The organism is Kribbella qitaiheensis (genome assembly GCF_042657745.1).
GTDB lineage: Bacteria > Actinomycetota > Actinomycetes > Propionibacteriales > Kribbellaceae > Kribbella > Kribbella qitaiheensis.
The window spans coordinates 246,090-265,817 of sequence record NZ_JBHSKE010000048.1; the positions used below are offsets into that span (position 1 = coordinate 246,090).

General features: G+C 68.3%; 26 protein-coding genes. 18 read left to right on the plus strand and 8 right to left on the minus strand.

From position 1 onward, the window contains the following. The first annotated feature begins 53 nt into the window (after window positions 1-53). The 13 genes from ACFPJ1_RS30095 to ACFPJ1_RS30155 all read left to right on the plus strand — a co-directional run bounded on the left by ACFPJ1_RS30095 (window position 54) and on the right by ACFPJ1_RS30155 (window position 8,340). Window positions 54-503, plus strand: coding sequence for a DUF1707 SHOCT-like domain-containing protein (locus ACFPJ1_RS30095; RefSeq protein ID WP_380108986.1), 450 nt, complete (start codon window positions 54-56; stop codon window positions 501-503). Continuing rightward, entirely contained in the window at window positions 500-1,324 is an 825-nt protein-coding gene (locus ACFPJ1_RS30100) for a hypothetical protein (RefSeq protein ID WP_380108987.1), read from the plus strand. The genes ACFPJ1_RS30095 and ACFPJ1_RS30100 overlap by 4 nt, the downstream gene beginning before the upstream one ends. A 295-nt stretch (window positions 1,325-1,619) precedes the next feature. Further along, entirely contained in the window at window positions 1,620-1,841 is a 222-nt protein-coding gene (gene infA, locus ACFPJ1_RS30105; RefSeq protein WP_012923661.1) for a translation initiation factor IF-1, read from the plus strand. Window positions 1,842-1,873: 32 nt separating this feature from the next. Further along, on the plus strand, window positions 1,874-1,987 hold the full coding sequence (rpmJ, locus tag ACFPJ1_RS30110) for a 50S ribosomal protein L36 (protein ID WP_008361054.1): 114 nt from the start codon (window positions 1,874-1,876) through the stop codon (window positions 1,985-1,987). Between the two features lie 198 nt (window positions 1,988-2,185). Continuing rightward, window positions 2,186-2,560 (plus strand): 30S ribosomal protein S13, encoded by a 375-nt coding sequence (rpsM, locus tag ACFPJ1_RS30115; RefSeq protein ID WP_132190639.1) that lies wholly within the window; start codon window positions 2,186-2,188, stop codon window positions 2,558-2,560. Window positions 2,561-2,601: 41 nt separating this feature from the next. Beyond that, window positions 2,602-3,009 (plus strand): 30S ribosomal protein S11, encoded by a 408-nt coding sequence (rpsK, locus tag ACFPJ1_RS30120; protein WP_012923659.1) that lies wholly within the window; start codon window positions 2,602-2,604, stop codon window positions 3,007-3,009. A gap of 24 nt (window positions 3,010-3,033) precedes the next feature. Then, a complete protein-coding gene (gene rpsD / locus ACFPJ1_RS30125) occupies window positions 3,034-3,642 on the plus strand; it encodes a 30S ribosomal protein S4 (RefSeq protein ID WP_132190640.1) in 609 nt (202 codons plus the stop codon). A gap of 103 nt (window positions 3,643-3,745) precedes the next feature. After that, the gene (locus ACFPJ1_RS30130; protein ID WP_112243143.1) at window positions 3,746-4,771 is read left to right on the plus strand and encodes a DNA-directed RNA polymerase subunit alpha; all 1,026 of its coding nucleotides are present in this window, start codon (window positions 3,746-3,748) and stop codon (window positions 4,769-4,771) included. A 72-nt stretch (window positions 4,772-4,843) separates the two neighbouring features. Then, window positions 4,844-5,551, plus strand: a complete 708-nt coding sequence (rplQ, locus tag ACFPJ1_RS30135) for a 50S ribosomal protein L17, sunset domain variant (RefSeq protein ID WP_380108989.1) — start codon at window positions 4,844-4,846, stop codon at window positions 5,549-5,551. Window positions 5,552-5,694: 143 nt separating this feature from the next. Next, window positions 5,695-6,432 carry a tRNA pseudouridine synthase A gene (locus ACFPJ1_RS30140; RefSeq protein WP_380108991.1) on the plus strand — a complete coding sequence of 246 codons (738 nt, stop codon included), beginning with the start codon at window positions 5,695-5,697 and terminating at the stop codon, window positions 6,430-6,432. Continuing rightward, the gene (locus tag ACFPJ1_RS30145) at window positions 6,425-7,045 is read left to right on the plus strand and encodes a class I SAM-dependent methyltransferase (RefSeq protein ID WP_380108992.1); all 621 of its coding nucleotides are present in this window, start codon (window positions 6,425-6,427) and stop codon (window positions 7,043-7,045) included. Before ACFPJ1_RS30140 ends, ACFPJ1_RS30145 begins: the two co-directional genes overlap by 8 nt. A 4-nt stretch (window positions 7,046-7,049) precedes the next feature. After that, the gene (locus ACFPJ1_RS30150) at window positions 7,050-7,583 is read left to right on the plus strand and encodes a SigE family RNA polymerase sigma factor (protein ID WP_380108993.1); all 534 of its coding nucleotides are present in this window, start codon (window positions 7,050-7,052) and stop codon (window positions 7,581-7,583) included. Beyond that, window positions 7,576-8,340 carry a hypothetical protein gene (locus ACFPJ1_RS30155; protein WP_380108995.1) on the plus strand — a complete coding sequence of 255 codons (765 nt, stop codon included), beginning with the start codon at window positions 7,576-7,578 and terminating at the stop codon, window positions 8,338-8,340. Before ACFPJ1_RS30150 ends, ACFPJ1_RS30155 begins: the two co-directional genes overlap by 8 nt. On the opposite strand, the gene ACFPJ1_RS30160 is transcribed toward ACFPJ1_RS30155, so the two are convergent. Further along, entirely contained in the window at window positions 8,341-9,360 is a 1,020-nt protein-coding gene (locus ACFPJ1_RS30160) for a hypothetical protein (protein WP_380108996.1), read from the minus strand. Next, complete coding sequence (locus ACFPJ1_RS30165) at window positions 9,357-9,779, minus strand: hypothetical protein (protein WP_380108997.1); 423 nt, start codon at window positions 9,777-9,779, stop codon at window positions 9,357-9,359. Before ACFPJ1_RS30165 ends, ACFPJ1_RS30160 begins: the two co-directional genes overlap by 4 nt. Window positions 9,780-9,850: 71 nt before the next feature. On the opposite strand from ACFPJ1_RS30165, the gene ACFPJ1_RS30170 reads away from it, so the two are divergent. After that, window positions 9,851-11,533: an ABC-F family ATP-binding cassette domain-containing protein gene (locus ACFPJ1_RS30170; protein ID WP_380108999.1), complete on the plus strand. Its 1,683-nt coding sequence runs from the start codon at window positions 9,851-9,853 to the stop codon at window positions 11,531-11,533. 34 nt (window positions 11,534-11,567) lie between these two features. On the opposite strand, the gene ACFPJ1_RS30175 is transcribed toward ACFPJ1_RS30170, so the two are convergent. Genes ACFPJ1_RS30175 through ACFPJ1_RS30190 form a run of 4 tightly spaced genes read right to left on the minus strand, consistent with a single transcriptional unit; the run spans window position 11,568 to window position 14,416 of the window. Next, window positions 11,568-12,113 carry a GNAT family N-acetyltransferase gene (locus tag ACFPJ1_RS30175; RefSeq protein WP_380109001.1) on the minus strand — a complete coding sequence of 182 codons (546 nt, stop codon included), beginning with the start codon at window positions 12,111-12,113 and terminating at the stop codon, window positions 11,568-11,570. 52 nt (window positions 12,114-12,165) lie between these two features. Continuing rightward, window positions 12,166-12,747 carry a CGNR zinc finger domain-containing protein gene (locus tag ACFPJ1_RS30180; RefSeq protein WP_380109002.1) on the minus strand — a complete coding sequence of 194 codons (582 nt, stop codon included), beginning with the start codon at window positions 12,745-12,747 and terminating at the stop codon, window positions 12,166-12,168. A gap of 29 nt (window positions 12,748-12,776) precedes the next feature. Next, complete coding sequence (locus tag ACFPJ1_RS30185; protein ID WP_380109003.1) at window positions 12,777-13,808, minus strand: glycoside hydrolase family 18 protein; 1,032 nt, start codon at window positions 13,806-13,808, stop codon at window positions 12,777-12,779. A gap of 44 nt (window positions 13,809-13,852) precedes the next feature. After that, window positions 13,853-14,416 carry a TetR/AcrR family transcriptional regulator gene (locus tag ACFPJ1_RS30190; RefSeq protein ID WP_380109004.1) on the minus strand — a complete coding sequence of 188 codons (564 nt, stop codon included), beginning with the start codon at window positions 14,414-14,416 and terminating at the stop codon, window positions 13,853-13,855. A gap of 129 nt (window positions 14,417-14,545) precedes the next feature. Between ACFPJ1_RS30190 and ACFPJ1_RS30195 the strand changes: the two genes are divergently transcribed. Then, on the plus strand, window positions 14,546-14,983 hold the full coding sequence (locus tag ACFPJ1_RS30195; protein WP_380109006.1) for a nuclear transport factor 2 family protein: 438 nt from the start codon (window positions 14,546-14,548) through the stop codon (window positions 14,981-14,983). Between the two features lie 105 nt (window positions 14,984-15,088). On the opposite strand, the gene ACFPJ1_RS30200 is transcribed toward ACFPJ1_RS30195, so the two are convergent. Together ACFPJ1_RS30200 and ACFPJ1_RS30205 are read right to left on the minus strand one after the other, a co-directional pair. Further along, window positions 15,089-15,715 (minus strand): DoxX family membrane protein, encoded by a 627-nt coding sequence (locus ACFPJ1_RS30200; RefSeq protein ID WP_380109008.1) that lies wholly within the window; start codon window positions 15,713-15,715, stop codon window positions 15,089-15,091. Window positions 15,716-15,790: 75 nt separating this feature from the next. Next, entirely contained in the window at window positions 15,791-17,077 is a 1,287-nt protein-coding gene (locus tag ACFPJ1_RS30205; protein WP_380109010.1) for a citrate synthase, read from the minus strand. A gap of 281 nt (window positions 17,078-17,358) precedes the next feature. Between ACFPJ1_RS30205 and rplM the strand changes: the two genes are divergently transcribed. Genes rplM through glmM form a run of 3 tightly spaced genes read left to right on the plus strand, consistent with a single transcriptional unit; the run spans window position 17,359 to window position 19,718 of the window. Continuing rightward, window positions 17,359-17,802, plus strand: coding sequence for a 50S ribosomal protein L13 (rplM, locus tag ACFPJ1_RS30210; RefSeq protein WP_132190656.1), 444 nt, complete (start codon window positions 17,359-17,361; stop codon window positions 17,800-17,802). Window positions 17,803-17,839: 37 nt separating this feature from the next. Beyond that, window positions 17,840-18,364, plus strand: a complete 525-nt coding sequence (gene rpsI, locus ACFPJ1_RS30215; RefSeq protein WP_380109012.1) for a 30S ribosomal protein S9 — start codon at window positions 17,840-17,842, stop codon at window positions 18,362-18,364. 7 nt (window positions 18,365-18,371) lie between these two features. Further along, window positions 18,372-19,718: a phosphoglucosamine mutase gene (gene glmM, locus ACFPJ1_RS30220; protein ID WP_380109014.1), complete on the plus strand. Its 1,347-nt coding sequence runs from the start codon at window positions 18,372-18,374 to the stop codon at window positions 19,716-19,718. Window positions 19,719-19,728: the final 10 nt, after the last annotated feature.

A 19,728-nucleotide genomic window follows, 5' to 3' on the forward strand; every position in this document is an offset into this window, starting at 1 on the left:
GGTCCGTCCATCGGGGGACGCCGTGCGCTCCCAGGCTGAGGCACACTTGGCACATGCCCAGTCAGTACCAGCCACACCAGCGCTTCACCGAGGCCGACCGCGACAAGATCGCGGGCCGGCTGCGGGACGCCTTCGCCGACGGTCGGCTGGACCAACCCGAGTTCACCTCGCGGCTCGACCAGCTGTACGCCGTGCAGACGTACGGCGAGCTGGAACCGCTGGTGCGCGATCTGCCGCCGGTCCGGACCTACCAGACCCCCGCGATGGTGCAGGACAGCAAACCCGCTCCCGCCCCCGGTGAGTTCCCCGAGCGGAAGAAGAACAACCAGCAGCCGTCGCTGCGCCAGGCGGCCGGCGGCTTCACCGGCATCGTGATGATCAACGTCGTCATCTGGTTCGTCATCGGCCTCGCCAACGGCGGGCACTGGCCGCACTTCTGGCCGGTCTGGCTGCTCATCCCCTGGGCGTTCATCGTCCTGGGCAACCTCGGAAAGCGCCGTTGACGGCGGCTCCGGTCGGTCGCCGCGCCCTCCGGCCGCGGCTCAAGCCGGCCTGGGCGTGGCAATTCCGGCAGGGATCCGCGCTCGTCTATGTGCTCTGGTTCATCGTCGCCGTCCCGCTGGTGATCATCGGCCTGCTGGTCGAGCCGCGCTGGGTCGGCTGGATGGTGCTGGCCTGGTTCCTGGTGCTGATCGTCTTCACCCTGGCCACCCGGCTGTCCGAGGCCAGGTTGCGGCGGTCCTGGGAGGACGTCGTCGAGCAGATGGGCTGGCACTTCAACGCGGTCGATGCGGACCTGTTGGAGCGCTGGCAGTTCCCGCCGTTCAACGCTGACCCAGCGGCAGAGGTCGTCGACGTGACGGCGGGGCGGCATCGCGGGCGGGAGTTCTGGACCGGCCGCCTCCGGTACAAGGTCCGGCGCCGCCAACTCGGCTTCGACTTCCTCGACCTGGAGGTCGAGCGGCCGCTGCCGCCCCTGCAGGTGCTGCCCGCCTCACTGGCACCCTTGGCCGCGGCCAGCCTGCTGCCGATCAAGCTGTCCGTGGACGGGCTTCCCGAGCCGTACCAGTTGTTCAACGGCCGGGAAGACCTGGCCATCGAGGTGCTCCACCCGCGGGCGGTCGAGGCCCTCACGCCGGTGCCGCCCTTCGGCTTCAGCTGCGAGGGCCGTCGCTTCGTAGTGGTTCTCGCCGCCTACCGCGACGCCGGTACTGCGCTGGCGCAACTGGACGCCGCCTGTGACCTGCTGGACCTCATGCCCGAGCACGTCTGGCAGACCGGCGAGCAGTGGGCCGCCACGAGACCCCTGACTGACCAGACCTAGCTCGCTGGCATACTTTGGAGCGTCAGACACCTGGAACTCACGCGTCGCGGTTGACGCTCACTACCCGTCGCCAGGCGGGCGCTCCGGCCCGCAGGACTGGAGCCCGCGGAGGCCGATTGGGTTTCCAGCCGGTAGGTGGCGTACACTCTTCCCTTGGCCCATTGTGGCCTCTGATCGTGCTGCCCGCGGCTGCTCGATGAGCGCATTCTGTGTGCCGTCGGGAGGGTGGCCTTCGTTCAGGGGTGCGGGCCGGTAGTACCACCCATTCAGTTGTCGTCTACAGAAGTGCGAGGACATGCCCAAAAAAGAGGGAGTCATCGAACTCGAGGGCACCATCGTTGAGGCCCTGCCGAACGCGATGTTCCGTGTTGAGCTGTCCAACGGGCACAAGGTGCTCGCGCACATCAGCGGCAAGATGAGGCAGCACTACATCCGGATCCTCCCCGAGGATCGGGTCGTCGTGGAGCTGTCGCCGTACGACCTCACCAGGGGTCGCATCGTCTACCGGTACAAGTAACCACCACATCACCTGTCGAAGAAAGAAGCTCGATGAAGGTCAATCCGAGCGTCAAGAAGATCTGCGACAAGTGCAAGGTGATCCGCCGTCACGGCCGGGTCATGGTGATCTGCGAGAACCCGCGGCACAAGCAGCGGCAAGGCTGATCCAGCCCCACCTCGAGCAGCACAGCACTTTCGCACCACAGCGCGCACGCTCGTCCAGCAAAGCAACAGGCTGGATGCTGCCCCCGGAACAGAGGCCGGGGCCTTGCCGGTGAAATCCCGAGAGATCGGGCAGAGCACCGAGGCGGGCAAGGACGCGGCGCGCCACCACACCTCTGCCGACGAAAGGAACACCGCCACATGGCACGCCTCGTAGGGGTCGACCTGCCGCGCGACAAGCGCATCGAGGTCGCTCTCACCTACATCTTCGGTGTAGGTCGTACTCGCGCCCTGAAGACGCTCGAAGCCACCGGGATCTCCGGTGACAAGCGCGTCCACGAACTGGGCGACGAAGAACTGGTCAAGCTCCGGGACTTCATCGAAGGCAACTACAAGATCGAAGGTGACCTCCGTCGCGAGGTGACCGCGGACATCCGCCGCAAGATCGAGATCGGGTCGTACCAGGGTCGCCGGCACCGCAGCGGCCTGCCGGTGCGCGGTCAGCGCACGCGGACCAACGCCCGTAGCCGCAAGGGTCGCCGTAAGGCGATCGCCGGCAAGAAGAAGACGAAGTGATGACCCGGATGACCGTCGACCACCCCAGGAGCAACTGACCTATGCCTCCCAAGAGCCGCACCGCGGCGGGCGCGAAGAAGGTGCGCCGCAAGGAGAAGAAGAACGTGGCCGCCGGCCACGCGCACATCAAGAGCACGTTCAACAACACGATCGTGACGATCACCGACCCGACCGGCGCGGTCATCTCGTGGGCCTCCGCGGGCACCGTCGGCTTCAAGGGTTCGCGCAAGTCCACCCCGTTCGCCGCGCAGATGGCAGCCGAGGCTGCCGGCCGTCGCGCGATGGAGCACGGCATGCGCAAGATCGACGTCTTCGTCAAGGGTCCCGGCTCCGGCCGTGAGACCGCGATCCGTTCGCTGGGTGCCGTCGGCCTCGAGGTCGGCACCATCCAGGACGTGACCCCGACCGCCCACAACGGCTGCCGCCCTCCCAAGCGGCGCCGGGTCTGACCCAGAGAAAGGTAGGCAGCGAAAATGGCCCGTTACACCGGACCCATGACCAAGAAGTCGCGCCGTCTCGGGGTCGACCTCGTCGGTGGCGACAAGGCGTTCGAGCGTCGTCCGTACCCGCCGGGTATGCACGGCCGCGGCCGTCCCAAGGAGAGCGAGTACCTGCTTCAGCTCCGTGAGAAGCAGAAGGCCCGCTACGCCTACGGCGTGCTGGAGAAGCAGTTCAGCCTGTACTACAAGGAGGCCTCGCGGCGTCCTGGTAAGACCGGTGACAACCTGCTGATCATCCTCGAGTCCCGCCTCGACAACGTGGTGTACCGCGCCGGTCTGGCCCGGACCCGTCGTCAGGCACGTCAGCTTGTCGTGCACGGTCACTTCACCGTGAACGGCATCAAGGTGAACATCCCGTCGTACCGGGTCTCGGCCCACGACGTGATCGACGTCCGGCCGAAGTCGGCCGAGATGACGCCGTTCATCATCGCCAGGGAGACCCACTCCGAGCGAGTGGTTCCGGCCTGGCTCGAGGCGCTGCCCGAGCGGCTGCGGATCCTCGTGCACCAACTGCCCACCCGGGCACAGATCGACACCCAGGTCGCCGAGCACCTGATCGTCGAGCTCTACTCGAAGAACTGATCCGGTTCCCGCCGGTGGCCTCGCGGCCGCCGGCGGGCCGGTTCGTTCCTCGGTCTGCGACCTCAAATAGTGGTCGTCGCGGAACTAGAAGGAAGAACACACAGTGCTTATTGCGCAGCGCCCCACCCTGGCCGAAGAGGTCGTCGACGAGCACCGCTCGCGGTTCGTGATCGAGCCGCTGGAGCCGGGCTTCGGCTACACCCTCGGCAACTCCATCCGCCGTACCCTGCTGTCGTCCATCCCGGGCGCCGCCGTGACCAGCATCAAGGTCGACGGCGTGCTGCACGAGTTCTCGACGGTTGCCGGGGTCAAGGAAGACGCCACCCAGCTGATCCTGAACCTGAAGGACCTGGTCGTCTCCTCCGAGCACGACGAGCCGGTCACCATGTACCTGCGCAAGCAGGGCCCCGGTGACGTCACCGCCGCCGACATCGCGCCGCCGGCCGGCGTCGAGGTGCACAACCCGGACCTGAAGATCGCCACTCTGAACGAGAAGGGCCGGCTCGAGATGGAGCTGGTCGTCGAGCGGGGCCGCGGCTACGTGTCCGCGATCCAGAACAAGTCCGCCGACGCCGAGATCGGCCGGATGCCGGTCGACTCGATCTACTCGCCGGTCCTCAAGGTCACCTACAAGGTCGAGGCGACCCGTGTCGAGCAGCGCACCGACTTCGACCGTCTCGTCGTGGACGTCGAGACCAAGCCGTCGATGCTGCCCCGCGACGCCGTCGCGTCGGCCGGTAAGACGCTGGTCGAGCTGTTCGGCCTGGCCCGTGAGCTGAACGTCGAGGCCGAGGGCATCGACATCGGCCCGTCGCCGGTCGACGAGCAGATGGCGGCCGACCTGGCCCTGCCGGTCGAGGACCTGCAGCTGACCGTCCGGTCGTACAACTGCCTCAAGCGCGAGGGCATCCACACCGTGGGTGAGCTGATCTCGCGCAGCGAGCAGGACCTGCTGGACATCCGCAACTTCGGCTCCAAGTCGATCGACGAGGTCAAGCTGAAGCTGGCCGAGATGGGCCTGTCGCTGAAGGACTCGCCCCCCGGCTTCGACCTGCGCGCCGCCGCCGAGGCGTACGGCGACGACGCCGAGGACGAGGACGAGAGCTTCGCCGAGACCGAGCAGTACTGACAGTCCGGCCCTGCACCGCACGGCCCATCCCAAGGTCCGACCCGGGCCTGAGATTTCCTGGAGTCAACAGAGATGCCTACCCCTACCAAGGGATCCCGCCTCGGCGGCAGCCCGGCGCACGAGAAGCTGATCCTCAGCAACCTCGCGACCTCGCTGTTCGAGCACGGCTCGATCACCACCACCGCGACCAAGGCCAAGCGCCTGCAGCCGCTGGCGGAGTCGATGATCACCAAGGCCAAGCGTGGTGACCTCAACTCGCGTCGTCAGGTGATGAAGCGGATCCGCGACAAGTCCGTCGTGCACGTGCTGTTCACCGAGATCGGTGAGCGGTTCGCGGACCGTCCGGGCGGTTACACCCGGATCACCAAGCTCGGCCCCCGCAAGGGCGACAACGCCCCCATGGTGAAGATCGAGCTGGTCGAGGCCCTGGCGGACTCGCCGAAGGCCAAGGCCGCGGCGAAGAAGGCCACCCCGGCCAAGAAGGCGACCGCGAAGAAGGCCGCCGCCGAGGACGAGGCGAAGACCGAGGACGCCGAGGCTCCGGCCGAGGCGACCAAGGTCCAGGACGTCGTGGCCGCCAAGTACGAGGGCTCCGCGGCCCCGAACGAGGACGGCTCGGCGCCGGAGGGCTTCGACATCAAGGGCAACGAGAACTCGATGAAGTACCACACCACCGAGTCGCCCTGGTACGACCAGACCGAGGCTGAGGTCTGGTTCAGCACCGAAGAGGCCGCCGAGGCCGCCGGCTTCACCAAGGCCGGCGAGACCGAGGACAAGTAGCACCTCGCAGTCGCTGTCAGCGCCTCTCCGCTTTCGGGCGGAGGGGCGCTGCTGCGTTAGATTGCCCTGTGCGTTGGCGAATTGACCTGAGGTACGACGGCACCGGTTTTCACGGCTGGGCCCGTCAGACAGCCCTCAGGACCGTGCAGGAGACCGTTGAGGAAGCGCTGCGGACCGTACTGCGGCTCCCGGAGCCTCCGGTGGTCACCTGCGCCGGGAGAACCGACACGGGAGTCCATGCCCGCGGTCAGGTGGCCCATGTGGACCTGGAGACCCCTATGACTGCCGGAGACCTGTTCAGGCGGCTCAACGGCGTACTGCCGGTGGATGTGGCCGTTACGGGGCTAGGGGAGGCTCCGGCGGGCTTCGACGCCAGGTTCTCCGCTTTGTCCCGCCGGTACGTCTACCGCGTCTGTGACGACCCGGCAGGCTGGGATCCGCTGCGCCGCCAGGAGGTACTGCGGGTCGGCAGGCCGCTGGACGTGGGCCGGATGAACCTGGCTGCTTCCGAGTTGCTGGGCGAGCACGATTTCGCCGCCTTCTGCAAGAAGCGCGAGGGGGCGAGCACAGTCAGAGCCCTGCTGGACTTCTCCTGGGCCCGGGTGGCTCCTGGGCTACTGGAGGGCACAGTGATCGCCGATGCCTTCTGCCACTCGATGGTGCGGGCTCTGGTCGGCTCGATCATCCCGGTGGGCGACGGGCGCCGTGAGGTGGATTGGCCCACCAGCGTGCTCGCCGCGCGCGTGCGGGACTCGGCAGTGACCGTACTGCCCGCGCACGGGCTCACCCTGGAAGAAGTGCGCTACCCGGCAGACGAAGACCTGGCCGCGCGGGCCGTGCAGTCCCGCCAGGTCAGGGGAGAGGTGTACCACCGTGGCTGACCACTACTTCTCGGCTGAGCCCACCTCAGCCGACGTACGGCGTACCGTCGAGGCGCGGATCTGGGGGCGTGAGTACACCTTCACCACGGCGACCGGGGTCTTCTCCCGGGACCGCTTGGACCTCGGTACGTCGGTCCTGCTGCGCGAGGTGGAGCCACCCCGCGGCGGCGGGACGTACCTCGACCTGGGTACGGGGTACGGGCCTATCGCCTGCGCCCTGGCGGTAGAGGCTCCGGAGGCCCAGGTGTGGGCGGTCGACGTGAACAACCGGGCGCTCGAGTTGACCGCGGAGAACGCGAAAGCGGCCGACGTCGCGGAGCGGGTGCACCCGGCGCTGGTGGACGACGTACCGGCCGAGCTGCGGTTCGACGAGATCTGGTCCAACCCAGCGATCCACATCGGCAAGCCCGAGCTGCACAGGATGCTGCTGCACTGGCTGGCCCGGCTTGCCCCCGGCGGCGTGGCATGGTTCGTCGTCGGCAAGAACCTGGGCGCGGACTCGCTGCAGCGATGGCTGACGGAGCAGGGGTACCCCTGCGAACGCACGGCCAGCGCGAAGGGTTTCAGGGTTCTGCGGGTGACTGCAACGAATGAGGCTCCAGCGCCGTCCTGAGGGTATGGAGGCAGCCTTGGCGGCAGCAGAGGCGCATACCGGCGCGATCGACTTCGAGCTGTGGGTGACCGAGAAGTCGGACGCGCTGCTGCGGTTCGCCTACATCCTCACCGGCGACGTCACGCTGGCCGAGGATGCGGTCCAGGACGCCCTCACGACGGCCTGTGCACGCTGGGGCCGGGTCAGCCGGGCCGACGACCCCGAGGCGTACGTGAAGCGGATGGTGGTGAACGCGCACATCTCCTGGTGGCGCCGCTTCCGCCGCCGCGAGGCACCTGCAGCGGAGCCCACTCGAACGGCACCGGCCTCCCCGGACGGCACAGCCGCCCGGGCCGACGCGGAAGCCGTCTGGGCGCTCTGTGCGACCCTCCCGGACCGGCAACGCGCCGCGGTGGTGTTGCGCTTCTACGAGGAGCTCTCGTACGCCGAGATCGCGGACCTGCTGCACTGCGCGGAAGCCACCGCCAGATCCCACGTCCACCGGGCACTGGCTGTTCTGAAGAACACGCTGAGCAAGGAAGGAGCCGAGGATGCCTGAACCGGAGTACGGGCCTGAGCAGGAACTCGGCCCCAAGATCGCCGACGCTCTCCAGACCAAGGCGCATACCGCCCGCGGGCTGCAGGCGCGCGGACTGGCTCAGGTGGCGCGCAAGCGGGTACGCCGTCGGCGGCAGACGTTGATCGCGGGCTCGGCGGCCGTCGTGGTCGCCCTGTCGATCGGTGGTGTCTGGGGTGCCATCGGCGGCCCTTCGCCGGTCTCGACGAGTGCCAGCGACAGCAGCGCCGCGGGCTCGGGCGAAGCTGACGCCAAGGGGGCGGCGCCGTCCGTGGCGGGCCCGGCGTGTCCGGACCAGCACCCGATCCTGACGGCGGGCAGCCATGAGGCAGTGCCGCCCGGTGTGGGCCTCGATGTGGAACTTCCGGTCTACGGGCTTCAGGCGTGCCGCTACCGGCTCCTGGCGGGCGACACGATGCTGCTGGGTGCCGCGACCTTCAACGCGACCACGGCCCAGCAAGTGGTCGACGCCATCAAGGTGCTCCCCGAGAGGAACCCGACCCTGCCCGTCTTCAAGTGCACGCCCGACACGGCCCGTCCGTCGGAGGCGATCGTCCTGCGCTTCGACACCAGGCTGGGCATCCGGGAGATCTGGGTCGGCTACGACGGCTGCTCCTCGGCCGGCTTCTTCACCGGCTCCCGCACCTTCGGCCTCTACGCCGCCCCGCTCAAACTCTTCATGAAAGGCACCATCCGCCCCACCGAAGGCACCTATCTGGACCACCTCAAGGGCTGGTAGCTACTCCAACGACTGCCCCTGCCCTCGCCTGCTGTTCAGCTGCCGCACGTTGTCCGGTACCGCGCCGTCCCCGCCACTCGCCCGGAAGGACGCGTCAGGCGGCGTCTGCCCACCCAGAAACTTCCGCAGGTGGTCGACCTCAGGATCAGGTGCGGCCTGGTTGATCGCCTGGTCGCGGTGCCAGTCGCGCGAGTGATTCTCGATGCCGGATGTTGAGGTGCTCAAGGCGGTCACCGCGCGCCCGGCACTCTGGTGACCGGCGATGCTCTTGGCCACGTCGGACTGGAGTTCGCTGCCCTGCGCTGCCGCGACATCTGCCAGGTGTGGCCGCATCGCCTGGACCAGTTGGGTTCTGACCACATCCCGATGCTCGGCGGGCATGACATCGCCCAGCCGTTCGTCGATCACCATGTCGGCGACGGCTGCCCAGCGGTCGGTTCGGTCCGCCTGCTCGAGGCCTTCGCGTACCTGGCTCTGGGGCAGGCCGGAGACCTCTGCCGCACCGCGAATCAGTTCGTCGGTCGCCGCCGTGTAGGCCGGATAGGAGTCGATCGACTCGGCGCTGAGCAGTCCCGGCTGCGCGCGGTCCATGCCGATGTCCTGGATCACGTCGTCGACATTCTCGTGCGCCCAGGTCTCGGTCAGCCCTTCCTCCAGCACCAGGGTGTCGGGGGAGTAGACCGGGGTCGCGCCGGGAGCACTGTCATCCCCGAGCGTGTTGGTCAGGTGCTTGGCCTCATGGACCACGGTGAGGACGGCATCCCGCGCGTTGACCAGTTCGTCCTCGGTGAGCGGTCGGCCGGCGGTATAGGCCTGGGCGACCGGCTTGAGCACCCTGTCGACGTTGACAGTCATCCCACCGTCGTCCATGGCACTCCCGCCGGCGTTCGACCGTGTTTCCTCGTACAGCTCGCCGTTCCAGCGCGACGCGGTACCGGACAGTTTCTCCACCGACCGGACGACGCCGGCTACCCAGAGGTACTCGTTGCTGTTGGGTGGGACCGGTCGACCCGCGCTCATCCGGGCGAACTCTGCAGGTGGTCGATCAGCCGGACCAGCGGGCTGTTGAGCCTGCGGATCGCTCCGGCCTCGCGGACCGGCGCCTCGTCGGCGAGGGCGCCGATCTGCTCGATGGTCCGCTCGAGCTGAGGTATCCGGGTCCCGGCCGGCCCGTCGTCGTTGATCGCCCGGGCGAACAGGACCTGGGCCTGCCGGAACTGCTCGCTGCTCGCCTTGGCGGGACCGGCGAGAAGGCGGGGCAGTTGGCCGGCGCGAAAGCGCGCGCGTTCGCGGCCGCGCTCGTCCTGGACTTGTTCCGCCAGGTTGCGCAGTCGCTCGCCCTCGGCCCGCACCACGTCGGGCGTGGTGCCCTTGAGGTCGGACAGCAGCCGCCTCATCTCGGCCTGGAAGGTCTCGTAGTCGACCGGCTCGTCGTTCATCGGGCTCCCTGTTCGCTCGGCGTAGACGATAACGGTTCGCGGTCGCACGGAGCGCCGGTCAGACTGGGGGTATGGGTCATGTGGATGTTGCCGGGATCGGGTTCGAGCTGCCGGACGGGCGGGTGTTGCTGGACGACATCACGTTCCGGGTCGGGGACGGGGCCAAGGTCGCGCTGGTCGGCGCGAACGGGTCCGGGAAGACCACGCTGACCAGGATCATCGCGGGCGACCTGAAGCCGCACAGCGGGAGCATCGGGCGATCCGGCGGGCTCGGCGTGATGCGGCAGTTCGTCGGGTCGGTGCGGGACGAGACCACCGTCCGCGACCTGCTGCTCGGGGTCGCGCCGGAGCGGATCCGGACGGCCGCCGCGAAGCTCGACCAGGCCGAGCTGGCGATGATGGAGGCCGACGACGAGAAGACCCAGTTGCGCTATGCCCACGCCGTCTCCGAGTGGGGCGAGGCCGGCGGGTACGACGCCGAGGTGCTCTGGGACGTCTGTACCACGGCCGCCCTCGGCATCCCCTTCGACAACTGCCGGTGGCGCGAGGTGAAGACGCTGTCAGGTGGTGAGCAGAAGCGGCTCGTGCTGGAGGCGTTGCTACGCGGGCCCGACGAGGTACTGATGCTCGACGAGCCGGACAACTACCTCGACGTGCCGGGCAAACGCTGGCTGGAGGAGCAGCTCAACGCCACCCAGAAGACGGTGCTCTACATCAGCCACGACCGTCAACTGCTGGCCAACACCGCGACCCGGATCGTCACCGTCGAACTAGGGGCCGCGGGCAACACCGCGTGGACCCACGGCGGCGGTTTCCGCACGTACCACGCGGCCCGGGAGCACCGGTTCGAGCGGTTCGAGGAGCTCCGCAAGGTCTGGGACGACGAGCACGCCAAGCTGCGCGCGCAGATGCTGATGTACAAGCAGAAGGCGGCGTACAACTCCGACATGGCCTCGCGCTACCGGGCGGCGCAGACCCGGCTGCGGAAGTTCGAGGAGGCCGGGCCGCCCGAGGCGATCCCCCGCGAGCAGAAGGTCAGCATGCGGCTGACCGGCGGCCGCACCGGCAAGCGCGCGGTCGTCTGCACCGCCGTCGAGCTGACCGGCCTGATGAAGCCGTTCGACCTCGAGGTCTGGTACGGCGAACGCGTGGCTGTCCTCGGTTCGAACGGCTCGGGCAAGTCGCACTTCCTGCGCCTGCTGGCGAATGGCGGCTCCGACCCGGACATCGAGCACCAGCCCGTCGGAGAGGTGGCGATCCCGCCGGTCGTGCACACCGGCAACGCCAAGCTGGGCGCTCGCGTGCGGCCGGGGTGGTTCGCGCAGACGCACGAACACCCGGAGCTGGTCGGCAAGACGCTGCTGGAGATCCTCCATCGCGGTGACGACCATCGCGAAGGCATGGGTCGCGAGCTGGCCTCGCGGAAGCTGGATCGGTACGAGCTGGCCCACGCGGCCGAGCAGACCTTCGACAGCCTGTCGGGTGGCCAGCAGGCGCGGTTCCAGATCCTCCTGCTCGAGCTGTCCGGCGCCACGCTGCTGCTGCTCGACGAGCCGACCGACAACCTGGACGTGGAGTCGGCCGAGGCGCTGGAGGAAGGCCTGGACTCCTTCGACGGCACAGTGCTGGCTGTCACCCACGACCGCTGGTTCTCCCGCGGCTTCGACCGCTTCCTGGTATTCGGCAGCGACGGCTCGGTCTACGAGTCCCCGGAGCCCGTCTGGGACGAGGGCCGGGTAGAGCGCGCCCGCTAGCCGCAGTACTGCGCGTGGGGCTGCTCCCAGCTCGCTAGACGGGCTGGGGGCGGTCCACGCGGTACACGTAGTGGAGTGGGTCGTCGATGGGGTTGTCAGGCTCCATCGGACCCTCGGCGACGCGATGGAAGCCGGCCCGCTCCAGCGCCCGCCAGGACGGCCGGTTGCCGGCCACCACTGCGACCATGATCGCGGCCGAGTCCGGGTATGCCGACCAGGTGTCCGCGACGATCGCGGCGATCATCGCAGTCCCGATTCCCTGACCCGTGAGGCTTGCCTCCCCGATCAGGTAGTCGATCGTGGCCGCCTCGGCCGGTACGTCGGTCAACGCCTCGAACTCGGTCAGGTACTCCGGATAATCGCGCAGCTTGCACCGCTGGATCAGGCCCACCGGGAGGTCGTCCCGCAGTACCAGCAGGTCCTCCGACGGTTCACCGCCGTCGGCGCTCGTCCCGAAGTCCCGCTCGACCGCTTCGGGACGGGTCTCGTGGTTCCACCAGCGCGCGACGTGCGGGTTCGCCAGCCACCCGGCGAGCAGCGGGAAGTCGGCGCGGGTCAACCAACGGAAGCTGTAGCTCATGTCCCCTCCTGACAGATGCTGACGTCAAAACCATTGGCCAACCGTCAGCGTCCTATTTGCTGGTACGCCGCCGGTAGTACCGCGCCTGGCGAGCTCGCTGGCCGCAGGAGGGATCGCAGAACCGCCGTCGCGGGTGGGTCTTCACGAACAGCATCCGGCAGTTCGGACCCAGGCAGCGGACCACCTCGTCGGGTCCGGCCGCGAGGGTTATCGCGTCGGTGGCCAGGTCGGCCAGCAGACGCGTGGTCCCCGTGGTCGACGAGTTCCCGACGGCGACCGGGTCTGCGCCGGGTCTCCACTCCAACTGCAGCGAGGAGTGTGCCTGAGCAGCGCAATCGTTGAGGGCGGCGATCGACTCGTCGCCCGGATGCTCCCCGTCGGCGAGCGCGGCGAGCACGCGATGGGCGTGATCCCGGAAGTCCCGCACCCGCCCCGCATCCCGAGCCGGCACGACGACCGGCCTCGCGGCTGACCCGGTCGCATCCGCCTCGCCGTGGAGTTCGGCGTACGAGCTGAACCAGCCGTTGAGGAGTTCGGCCGAGGCCAGGTAGTCCAGGATCTCGCCGCGGTCGTCGTACCGCGTGTTCGCGAACTCGACGACGAGCGGCTCGGTGCCCAGCAGCGGATACTCCACGCACTGACGATAACAAGAACTTCTTGCCGTCAGACTGTGAAGCACCAGCCTTGTTTATAGGCGGCCCAGTGCTCGGGCGTAGCGGTGAAGTCGACGTACAACGCGAGCCCGAAGTTCTCCCGTCCGGCCTTGCCGAGCCCTAACCGAGCACCTCGTACCGCGGCCTGCACCGTCTCCGCGTGACCCCAGTGCGACGGGTTGCTCTCCCAGTACGCCGGCAGGCCCATCAGCAGGTCCACGTTGGGCGGAGTGACCTCGAGTGCCAGTTCGGTCTGGCGAGCCACGTAACCGCCGTACAGGGACTCGGTCGGCATCGCGGTGTCGTACGACATCACCGCGACCTGCTCGACCCGCCGGGCGACCTCGGCGAAGTAGTCCTGCGACCACCATTTGCCATGGCCAACGACCGCGATGGTCGCCTTGGCCAGCCCTGGCGCCGGGCTGATCTGTGCGGTCGCCACCGACAGCGGGACGTCCCGGGCGGCCGTCACCGCGTGCACCTGGTCCAGCAGCGCCAGGAAGCCCTTCGAGCCCGACCACACCGGCTCCACGTCGAAGTGGATCCCGTCGAAGCCCTGGTCGAGCACCTGAGTGGAAGTGCTGGTCACCCGGTCGCGGACCACCGGATCCTCGAGATCCATGCCGGGCTTCTTCTCTGGCTGCAGTACGTCGCCGAGCCAGGCCTGGACCCGGATGTTCGGCATCGCCTGGTGCACGGCGTCGGTGAACCAGCGGGCCTTGGGGGAGACCTTTGCCAACGGCAACGTCCCGTCGTGTTCCATCGGCCCGGTGTGCACGTAGAGATCGCGGACCCCGGTGTCCTTGAGCAACGCGGCCAGCGTCGCTACATCCGCCGCGGACTTCCTCCCGTCGACCCAGGCATGCCCGAGCCAGACCGCATCCTTGCCGCGCGTCCTGGCGTCGACCGACGGATCGCCTGTGTACTCGAGCCGGAGCGACACCGCCAGCACTCCCAACGGCAACGGAACCACCAGCACGAACGCCAGTACTGCGACCAGCAGCACCTTCCGCCGGCGCGACCAACCCCGCCACCTCGCCACGAATCCCCGCTTTGCGGCGGACCCGCGCGGCCCGGCTCCCGGAGTCACGGAGTACGGCCCGGGCGCAGGCCGTCGTACAGGAGGGCGAGCATGCGGTCGCGGACGGGCGGCTCGAGGCCGACCGCGGTGGCGCCGCGGGATGCGCCGATCAGCAGCGCGTACACCTCCGGCAGGGCGGCGTCAGCGCGGACGTCTCCGCTCTTCTGCGCGCGGTCGAGCAGTTCGCCGAATGCTTGGCGCAGTCCCACTCCGGCCTGCTTGGCGTCCTGGCCGACGGCCGACTTCGCAGCGCCGAGGGCCTCCGCGATGGCCAGCTTCGACGCGGACTCCGAGACGACCTGGCTGAAGAAACCGTAGAAGGCTGCGCCCGGATCGTCGTCCCCCGCCAACTCGATCGCACGATCGCGGAGTCGCTCCAGCCGCCGGGTGAGCACGGCCTCGAGCAGTTCGACCTTGGTGGGGAAGTGCCGGAAGACGGTGGCGATCCCGACGTCGGCGAGCTTGGCGACCTCGTCCGTGGACGCGGTCGGGGACTGCCCGAACACCTCCTCGGCCGCGGTCAGGATCCGGGCCCGGTTGTCCCGGGCATCGGCTCGCAACGGCCTCATCGCTCTCCTCGCTCGTGGTCGGCATCGACAGCCTAGGAGACGCCGGCCAACGCTCCCGGGTTGTAAACGGAGTTGTGACTCCATATATTCGGAGTCGCAACTCCGCTTAATCTCGTGGAAGAGGACCAGATGACTCCGAAAGATGTCTTCCTGCGGCTCGTGCACGGTGTCGCCGACCGTGACTTCGAGGCGCTGCCCGGGCTGTACGCCGAACAGACCGACGTCCGCCACCCGATGTCGCCGTACGGGGATCAGCCGCTGCTCAGCCGCGACGCTTTGCGCGAGCACTTCGGCGGGACCGGGCCGCGCGTCACCGAGGTGGTGAAGTTCCAGCCCGCCAACATCCGGATCCACGAGACGCAGGACCCCGAGGTGATCGTCGCGGAGTTCGACTACGCCGGCACCGTGATCGCGACCGGCGAGCCGTTCACCGTGCCCTGTGTCTTCGTACTGCGTGTCCGCGACGGCCTGATCGTCGAGTCGCGCGACTACATCGACCACCTCGCGATGGCGAGGGCCAGGGGGCAGCTCGACGAGCTCATCGCGGCCCTGGAACCCGCAAGCTGAAGAGCTGGGAACCGGGCGGCGGGACCGCGGCGTCGTAGTCCGCAGAAGCGCACAGAACGGCCCCGGTTCGTGGCGAAGATGCCGGACCGGGGCCGTCTCCAATGCTCAGACGCTGAGCCTCTTCAGTGGTGCCGCGGCGAGCGCCTTGGCGGCGATCACCAGCCCGGCCGCGGCGAGCACGATGTCCTTGAACACGTACTGCGCCTCCAGCGTGGGCGTCCCCGGGAACAGGTCCCCGGAGAACAGCACCAGCGGCGACATGATGCCGACCAGCGAGAACCCGAGCACCAGTAGTCCGGTGCGCAACAGCTTGCCGGTGACCAGCGTGATCCCGATGAAGCACTCCATCACGGCCGTGAGCAGCAGCGCGGCCTGCCCGTTGATCACGCCGAGGGTGAGAGTGTCGATGGTCCGGATCACGAGCGCCTCCGCCGGGCTCGCGCCGGGGAAGAACTTCAGGATCCCGAAGGCCAGGAAGACCAGGCCCAGGCTGATCCGCAGGATGTCGATGCTCCGGCGGCCGAGCCAGCCGGTGATTGTGTTGCCTTTGACAAGTAACGCGTTCATGGTCGGTTTCTCCCGTTCGCGGCTGATGACCACTTCAGCGTCGCGGTTTCCGGGCCCTCGCCGCGTCCCGCCGGCGACGGCACTGCGACTACCCCAGCCGCGGTAGTACCCCGTACCGGGGACTCGCCCGTACGGCGTACCGGCCAGGGTTGCCCTGATGTCCACGGGAGCAGACGGCGAGAACGCGAACGGCTCCCCGACCTCGGTCGGGGAGCCGCTTTGATCAGGCGGTTCAGCGGGTCAGCGGTCGCCCATCGGGACGTACTGCGTGCCGCGCGCGCCGGTGTAGATCTGCTTCGGCCGGGCGATCTTCTGGTCGCTGTCGCCGAGGCTCTCCAGCCACTGCGCCAGCCAGCCCGAAGTACGCGGGATGGCGAACAGCACGGTGAACATCTCCGGCGGGAACTGCAGCGCCTCGTAGATCAGGCCCGAGTAGAAGTCGACGTTCGGGTAGAGCTTGCGGGAGACGAAGTACTCGTCTTCCAGCGCGATCTTCTCCAGCTCGACGGCGATCTTCAGCAGCGGGTTGATCCCCGTCACCTCGAACACGTCGTCGGCGGCCTTCTTGATGATCTTGGCGCGCGGGTCGTAGTTCTTGTAGACCCGGTGGCCGAAGCCCATCAGCCGCTCGTCGCCGTTCTTCACGCCCTCGATGAACGACGGCACGTTGTCGACCGTGCCGATCCGGCGCAGCATCTTCAGCACCGCCTCGTTGGCGCCGCCGTGCAGCGGGCCGTAGAGGGCGGCGATCCCGCCGGTGACCGCGCTGTACGGGTCGACCTGGGTCGAGCCGATCGCCCGGACGGCGTTGGTGGAGGCGTTTTGCTCGTGGTCGGCGTGCAGGATGAACAGGATCTCCAGCGCGCGCACCAGCCGGTCGTCGGCGGCGTACTTGGGCTCGCTCATCTTGAACAGCATGGAGAGGAAGTTCGCCGCGTAGCTGAGCTCGTTGTCCGGGTACACGTACGGCTTGCCCTGGGCGTGCCGGAACGCGAAGGCGCCGAGCGTCGGCATCTTGGCGATCAGCCGGCGGATCTGCAGCGCCCGCGACTCCTCGTCGAAGATGTTGCGCGACTCGGGGTAGAAGGTGGACAGCGCGCCGACCGAGGCGAGCAGCATGCCCATCGGGTGCGCGTCGTAGCGGAAGCCCTGCATGAAGGTCTTGAGGTTCTCGTGCACGAACGTGTGATACGTCACGTCGTGTGTCCAGGCCTCGAACTCGACCTTGTTCGGCAGCGAACCGTTCACCAGCAGGTACGCGACCTCGAGGTAGTTCGACTGCTCGGCGAGCTGCTCGATCGGGTACCCGCGGTACTCCAGGATGCCCTTGTCGCCGTCGATGAAGGTCACGGACGACCGGGTCGAGGCCGTGTTGACGAATCCCGGGTCGTAGGTCGCGAGACCCCCGTCGCCGTCGGTTGCGCTGATCTGCTTGAGGTCTGCGGCACGGATGGTGCCATCGGTGATGGCAAGGTCGTAGTCCTTGCCGGTCCGGTTGTCCCGGACGGTGAGCGACTGTTCGGTCACAATGCCCTCTTCGGAAGCTGGCGTCATCGCCGGAGTGAGTGAGGGTGATCGTCGCCGGCGTTACGCGGATCGGACTGCAATCTTCACCGCTAAACTAGTGCGGTCCTCTGCTGCTTCCAAGCCGGGGTCCCCTGGCGGCCTGGGCTCACTTTGACCCCGGGGTGTCCGCGCCGGTATTCTGGGCTGCTGTTGTGCGTTCCTGGTCCTCGCCGGTGTTGCGGGCCGCTCGCCGACGTACCAGTTCTGTTTTGTCAACCTCTGAGAAACGAAGGTCAACGACCGTGCGCACGTACAGCCCGAAACCTGCTGACGTCACCCGTGAGTGGCATGTGATCGACGCCACCGACGTCGTGCTCGGTCGGCTCGCCGTCCAGATTGCCACCCTGCTGCGCGGCAAGCACAAGCCGACATTCGCGCCGCACGTGGACGGCGGGGACTTCGTCGTCGTCATCAACGCCTCCAAGATCGCCCTGTCCGGCAACAAGCGGACCGACAAGCTGGCGTACCGCCACTCGGGTCACCCGGGTGGTCTGACGGCCACGCCGGTCGGCGAGATCCTCGAGAAGGACCCTCGCAAGGCCGTCGAGAAGGCTGTCTGGGGCATGCTGCCGAAGAACCGTCTCAGCCGGAAGCTGCTCAGCAAGCTGAAGGTGTACGCCGGTCCGGAGCACCCGCACACGGCTCAGCAGCCGAAGCCGTTCGAGATCACCCAGATCGCTCAGTAGTAGCGATCGACGAGCCAGGTAAACGAGGATTCCCAGCGTGAGCGACATCACCACCGAGACCGACGCCGAGTTCGACCCCGAGGTCCCCATCGACAGCGAGGGCCCGGTCGCCTACACCTCCGAGACGAACCCGAGCCCGGAGCAGCGTGCCGAGTCCGGCCGCGTCGCGGTGATCAACCCGGCCGGTGCCACCGGCCGCCGCAAGGAGGCCGTCGCTCGCGTCCGCCTCATCCCGGGGACGGGCAGCATCACCGTCAACGGCAAGCCGATCGACGTCTACTTCCCGAACAAGGTTCACCAGCAGCACGTGAACGAGCCGTTCGTGGTCGCCGGTCTCGAGGGCTCCTACGACGTCATCGCCCGGATCAACGGCGGTGGCATCACCGGCCAGGCCGGTGCCCTGCAGCTGGGCATCGCCCGCTGCCTGAACGCCGCCGACGAGGAGGCGAACCGCCCGGGGCTGAAGAAGGCCGGTCTGCTCAGCCGCGACGCGCGGATCAAGGAGCGCAAGAAGGCCGGTCTCAAGAAGGCCCGTAAGGCTCCGCAGTACAGCAAGCGCTGATCACCTGATGTCGCGTTTGTTCGGCACGGACGGCGTCCGCGGCCTGGCGAACGTGGATCTCACCGCGGAGCTGGCTCTCGACCTCTCGGTCGCGGCCGCTCACGTACTCGGCGAGGCCGGTGCCTTCGAAGGGCATCGGCCACGCGCCGTTGTGGGCCGGGATCCTCGTGCCAGCGGTGAGTTCCTCGAAGCAGCGGTGGTGGCCGGTCTGGCCAGCGCCGGTGTCGATGTCGTCCGGCTCGGCGTGCTGCCGACCCCGGCCGTCGCCTACCTGACCGGTTCGACCGGTTCCGATCTCGGCGTGATGCTGTCCGCGAGCCACAACCCGATGCCCGACAACGGCATCAAGTTCCTGGCCCGCGGCGGGATCAAGCTCGACGACGTGATCGAGGACGCGATCGAGGCCCGGATGGGCGAGGAGTGGCAGCGCCCGACCGGTGCCAAGGTCGGCCGCGTGCTCGACGACGGGCAGGGATTCGAGACGTACGTCTCGCACCTGGTCCGCTCCGCCCCCAACCGCTTCGACGGCGTCAAGGTGGTCATCGACTGCGCCAACGGCGCGGCCTCGCTGACCGCCCCCGAAGCCCTGCGCCGGCTGGGTGCCGAGGTCATCACGCACTCCGCGGCTCCGGACGGGCTCAACATCAACCTCGACTGCGGCTCGACCCACATGGAGGGCCTGCGCCGCGAGGTGATCGGCCACGGCGCCGACCTCGGCATCGCCCTCGACGGCGACGCCGACCGCTGCCTGGCCGTGGACGCGGCCGGCGAACTCGTCGACGGCGACCAGATCCTGGCCGTGCTCGCGCTGTCCATGCGCGACTCCGGCCGGCTGTCCAACGACACCGTCGTGGCGACCGTGATGAGCAACCTCGGCTTCGTCCAGGCGATGGTCCGGGAGCGGATCGCGGTCGAGCAGACCAAGGTCGGCGACCGGTACGTGCTGGAGGCGATGAAGGCCGGTGCCCACAAGCTCGGCGGCGAACAGTCGGGCCACGTGATCCTGTCCGACCACGCCACCACCGGCGACGGCACTCTGACCGCAGTCATGCTGCTGGCCCGGATCGCCCAGACCGGCAAGTCCCTGTCCGACCTGGCCGCCGTGATGACCCGCCTCCCGCAGGTCCTCATCAACGTCCCCAACGTCGACAAGACCCGGGCCGGCACCGACCCCGAAGTACAGGCCGCCGTCGCAGCAGCCACCGCCCGCCTGGGCGAAACCGGCCGAGTCCTCCTCCGCCCCTCCGGCACGGAGCCCCTCGTCCGAGTCATGGTCGAAGCCGAGTCCTCAGACACCGCCCACGAGGTAGCCCACGACCTGGCCGCCGTAGTGGAAACGTCCCTCAAGCTCTGACGAGTACGAC

Bases quoted from the DNA above. Each gene is read 5' to 3' on its own strand.
- ACFPJ1_RS30095 (WP_380108986.1), top strand. From the start codon at position 54: ATGCCCAGTCAGTACCAGCCACACCAGCGCTTCACCGAGGCCGACCGC.
- infA (WP_012923661.1), top strand. From the start codon at position 1,620: ATGCCCAAAAAAGAGGGAGTCATCGAACTCGAGGGCACCATCGTTGAG.
- rpmJ (WP_008361054.1), top strand. From the start codon at position 1,874: ATGAAGGTCAATCCGAGCGTCAAGAAGATCTGCGACAAGTGCAAGGTG.
- rpsM (WP_132190639.1), top strand. From the start codon at position 2,186: ATGGCACGCCTCGTAGGGGTCGACCTGCCGCGCGACAAGCGCATCGAG.
- rpsK (WP_012923659.1), top strand. From the start codon at position 2,602: ATGCCTCCCAAGAGCCGCACCGCGGCGGGCGCGAAGAAGGTGCGCCGC.
- rpsD (WP_132190640.1), top strand. From the start codon at position 3,034: ATGGCCCGTTACACCGGACCCATGACCAAGAAGTCGCGCCGTCTCGGG.
- rplQ (WP_380108989.1), top strand. From the start codon at position 4,844: ATGCCTACCCCTACCAAGGGATCCCGCCTCGGCGGCAGCCCGGCGCAC.
- ACFPJ1_RS30150 (WP_380108993.1), top strand. From the start codon at position 7,050: ATGGAGGCAGCCTTGGCGGCAGCAGAGGCGCATACCGGCGCGATCGAC.
- ACFPJ1_RS30155 (WP_380108995.1), top strand. From the start codon at position 7,576: ATGCCTGAACCGGAGTACGGGCCTGAGCAGGAACTCGGCCCCAAGATC.
- ACFPJ1_RS30160 (WP_380108996.1), bottom strand. From the start codon at position 9,360: ATGAGCGCGGGTCGACCGGTCCCACCCAACAGCAACGAGTACCTCTGG.
- ACFPJ1_RS30165 (WP_380108997.1), bottom strand. From the start codon at position 9,779: ATGAACGACGAGCCGGTCGACTACGAGACCTTCCAGGCCGAGATGAGG.
- ACFPJ1_RS30170 (WP_380108999.1), top strand. From the start codon at position 9,851: ATGGGTCATGTGGATGTTGCCGGGATCGGGTTCGAGCTGCCGGACGGG.
- ACFPJ1_RS30175 (WP_380109001.1), bottom strand. From the start codon at position 12,113: ATGAGCTACAGCTTCCGTTGGTTGACCCGCGCCGACTTCCCGCTGCTC.
- ACFPJ1_RS30190 (WP_380109004.1), bottom strand. From the start codon at position 14,416: ATGAGGCCGTTGCGAGCCGATGCCCGGGACAACCGGGCCCGGATCCTG.
- ACFPJ1_RS30195 (WP_380109006.1), top strand. From the start codon at position 14,546: ATGACTCCGAAAGATGTCTTCCTGCGGCTCGTGCACGGTGTCGCCGAC.
- glmM (WP_380109014.1), top strand. From the start codon at position 18,372: ATGTCGCGTTTGTTCGGCACGGACGGCGTCCGCGGCCTGGCGAACGTG.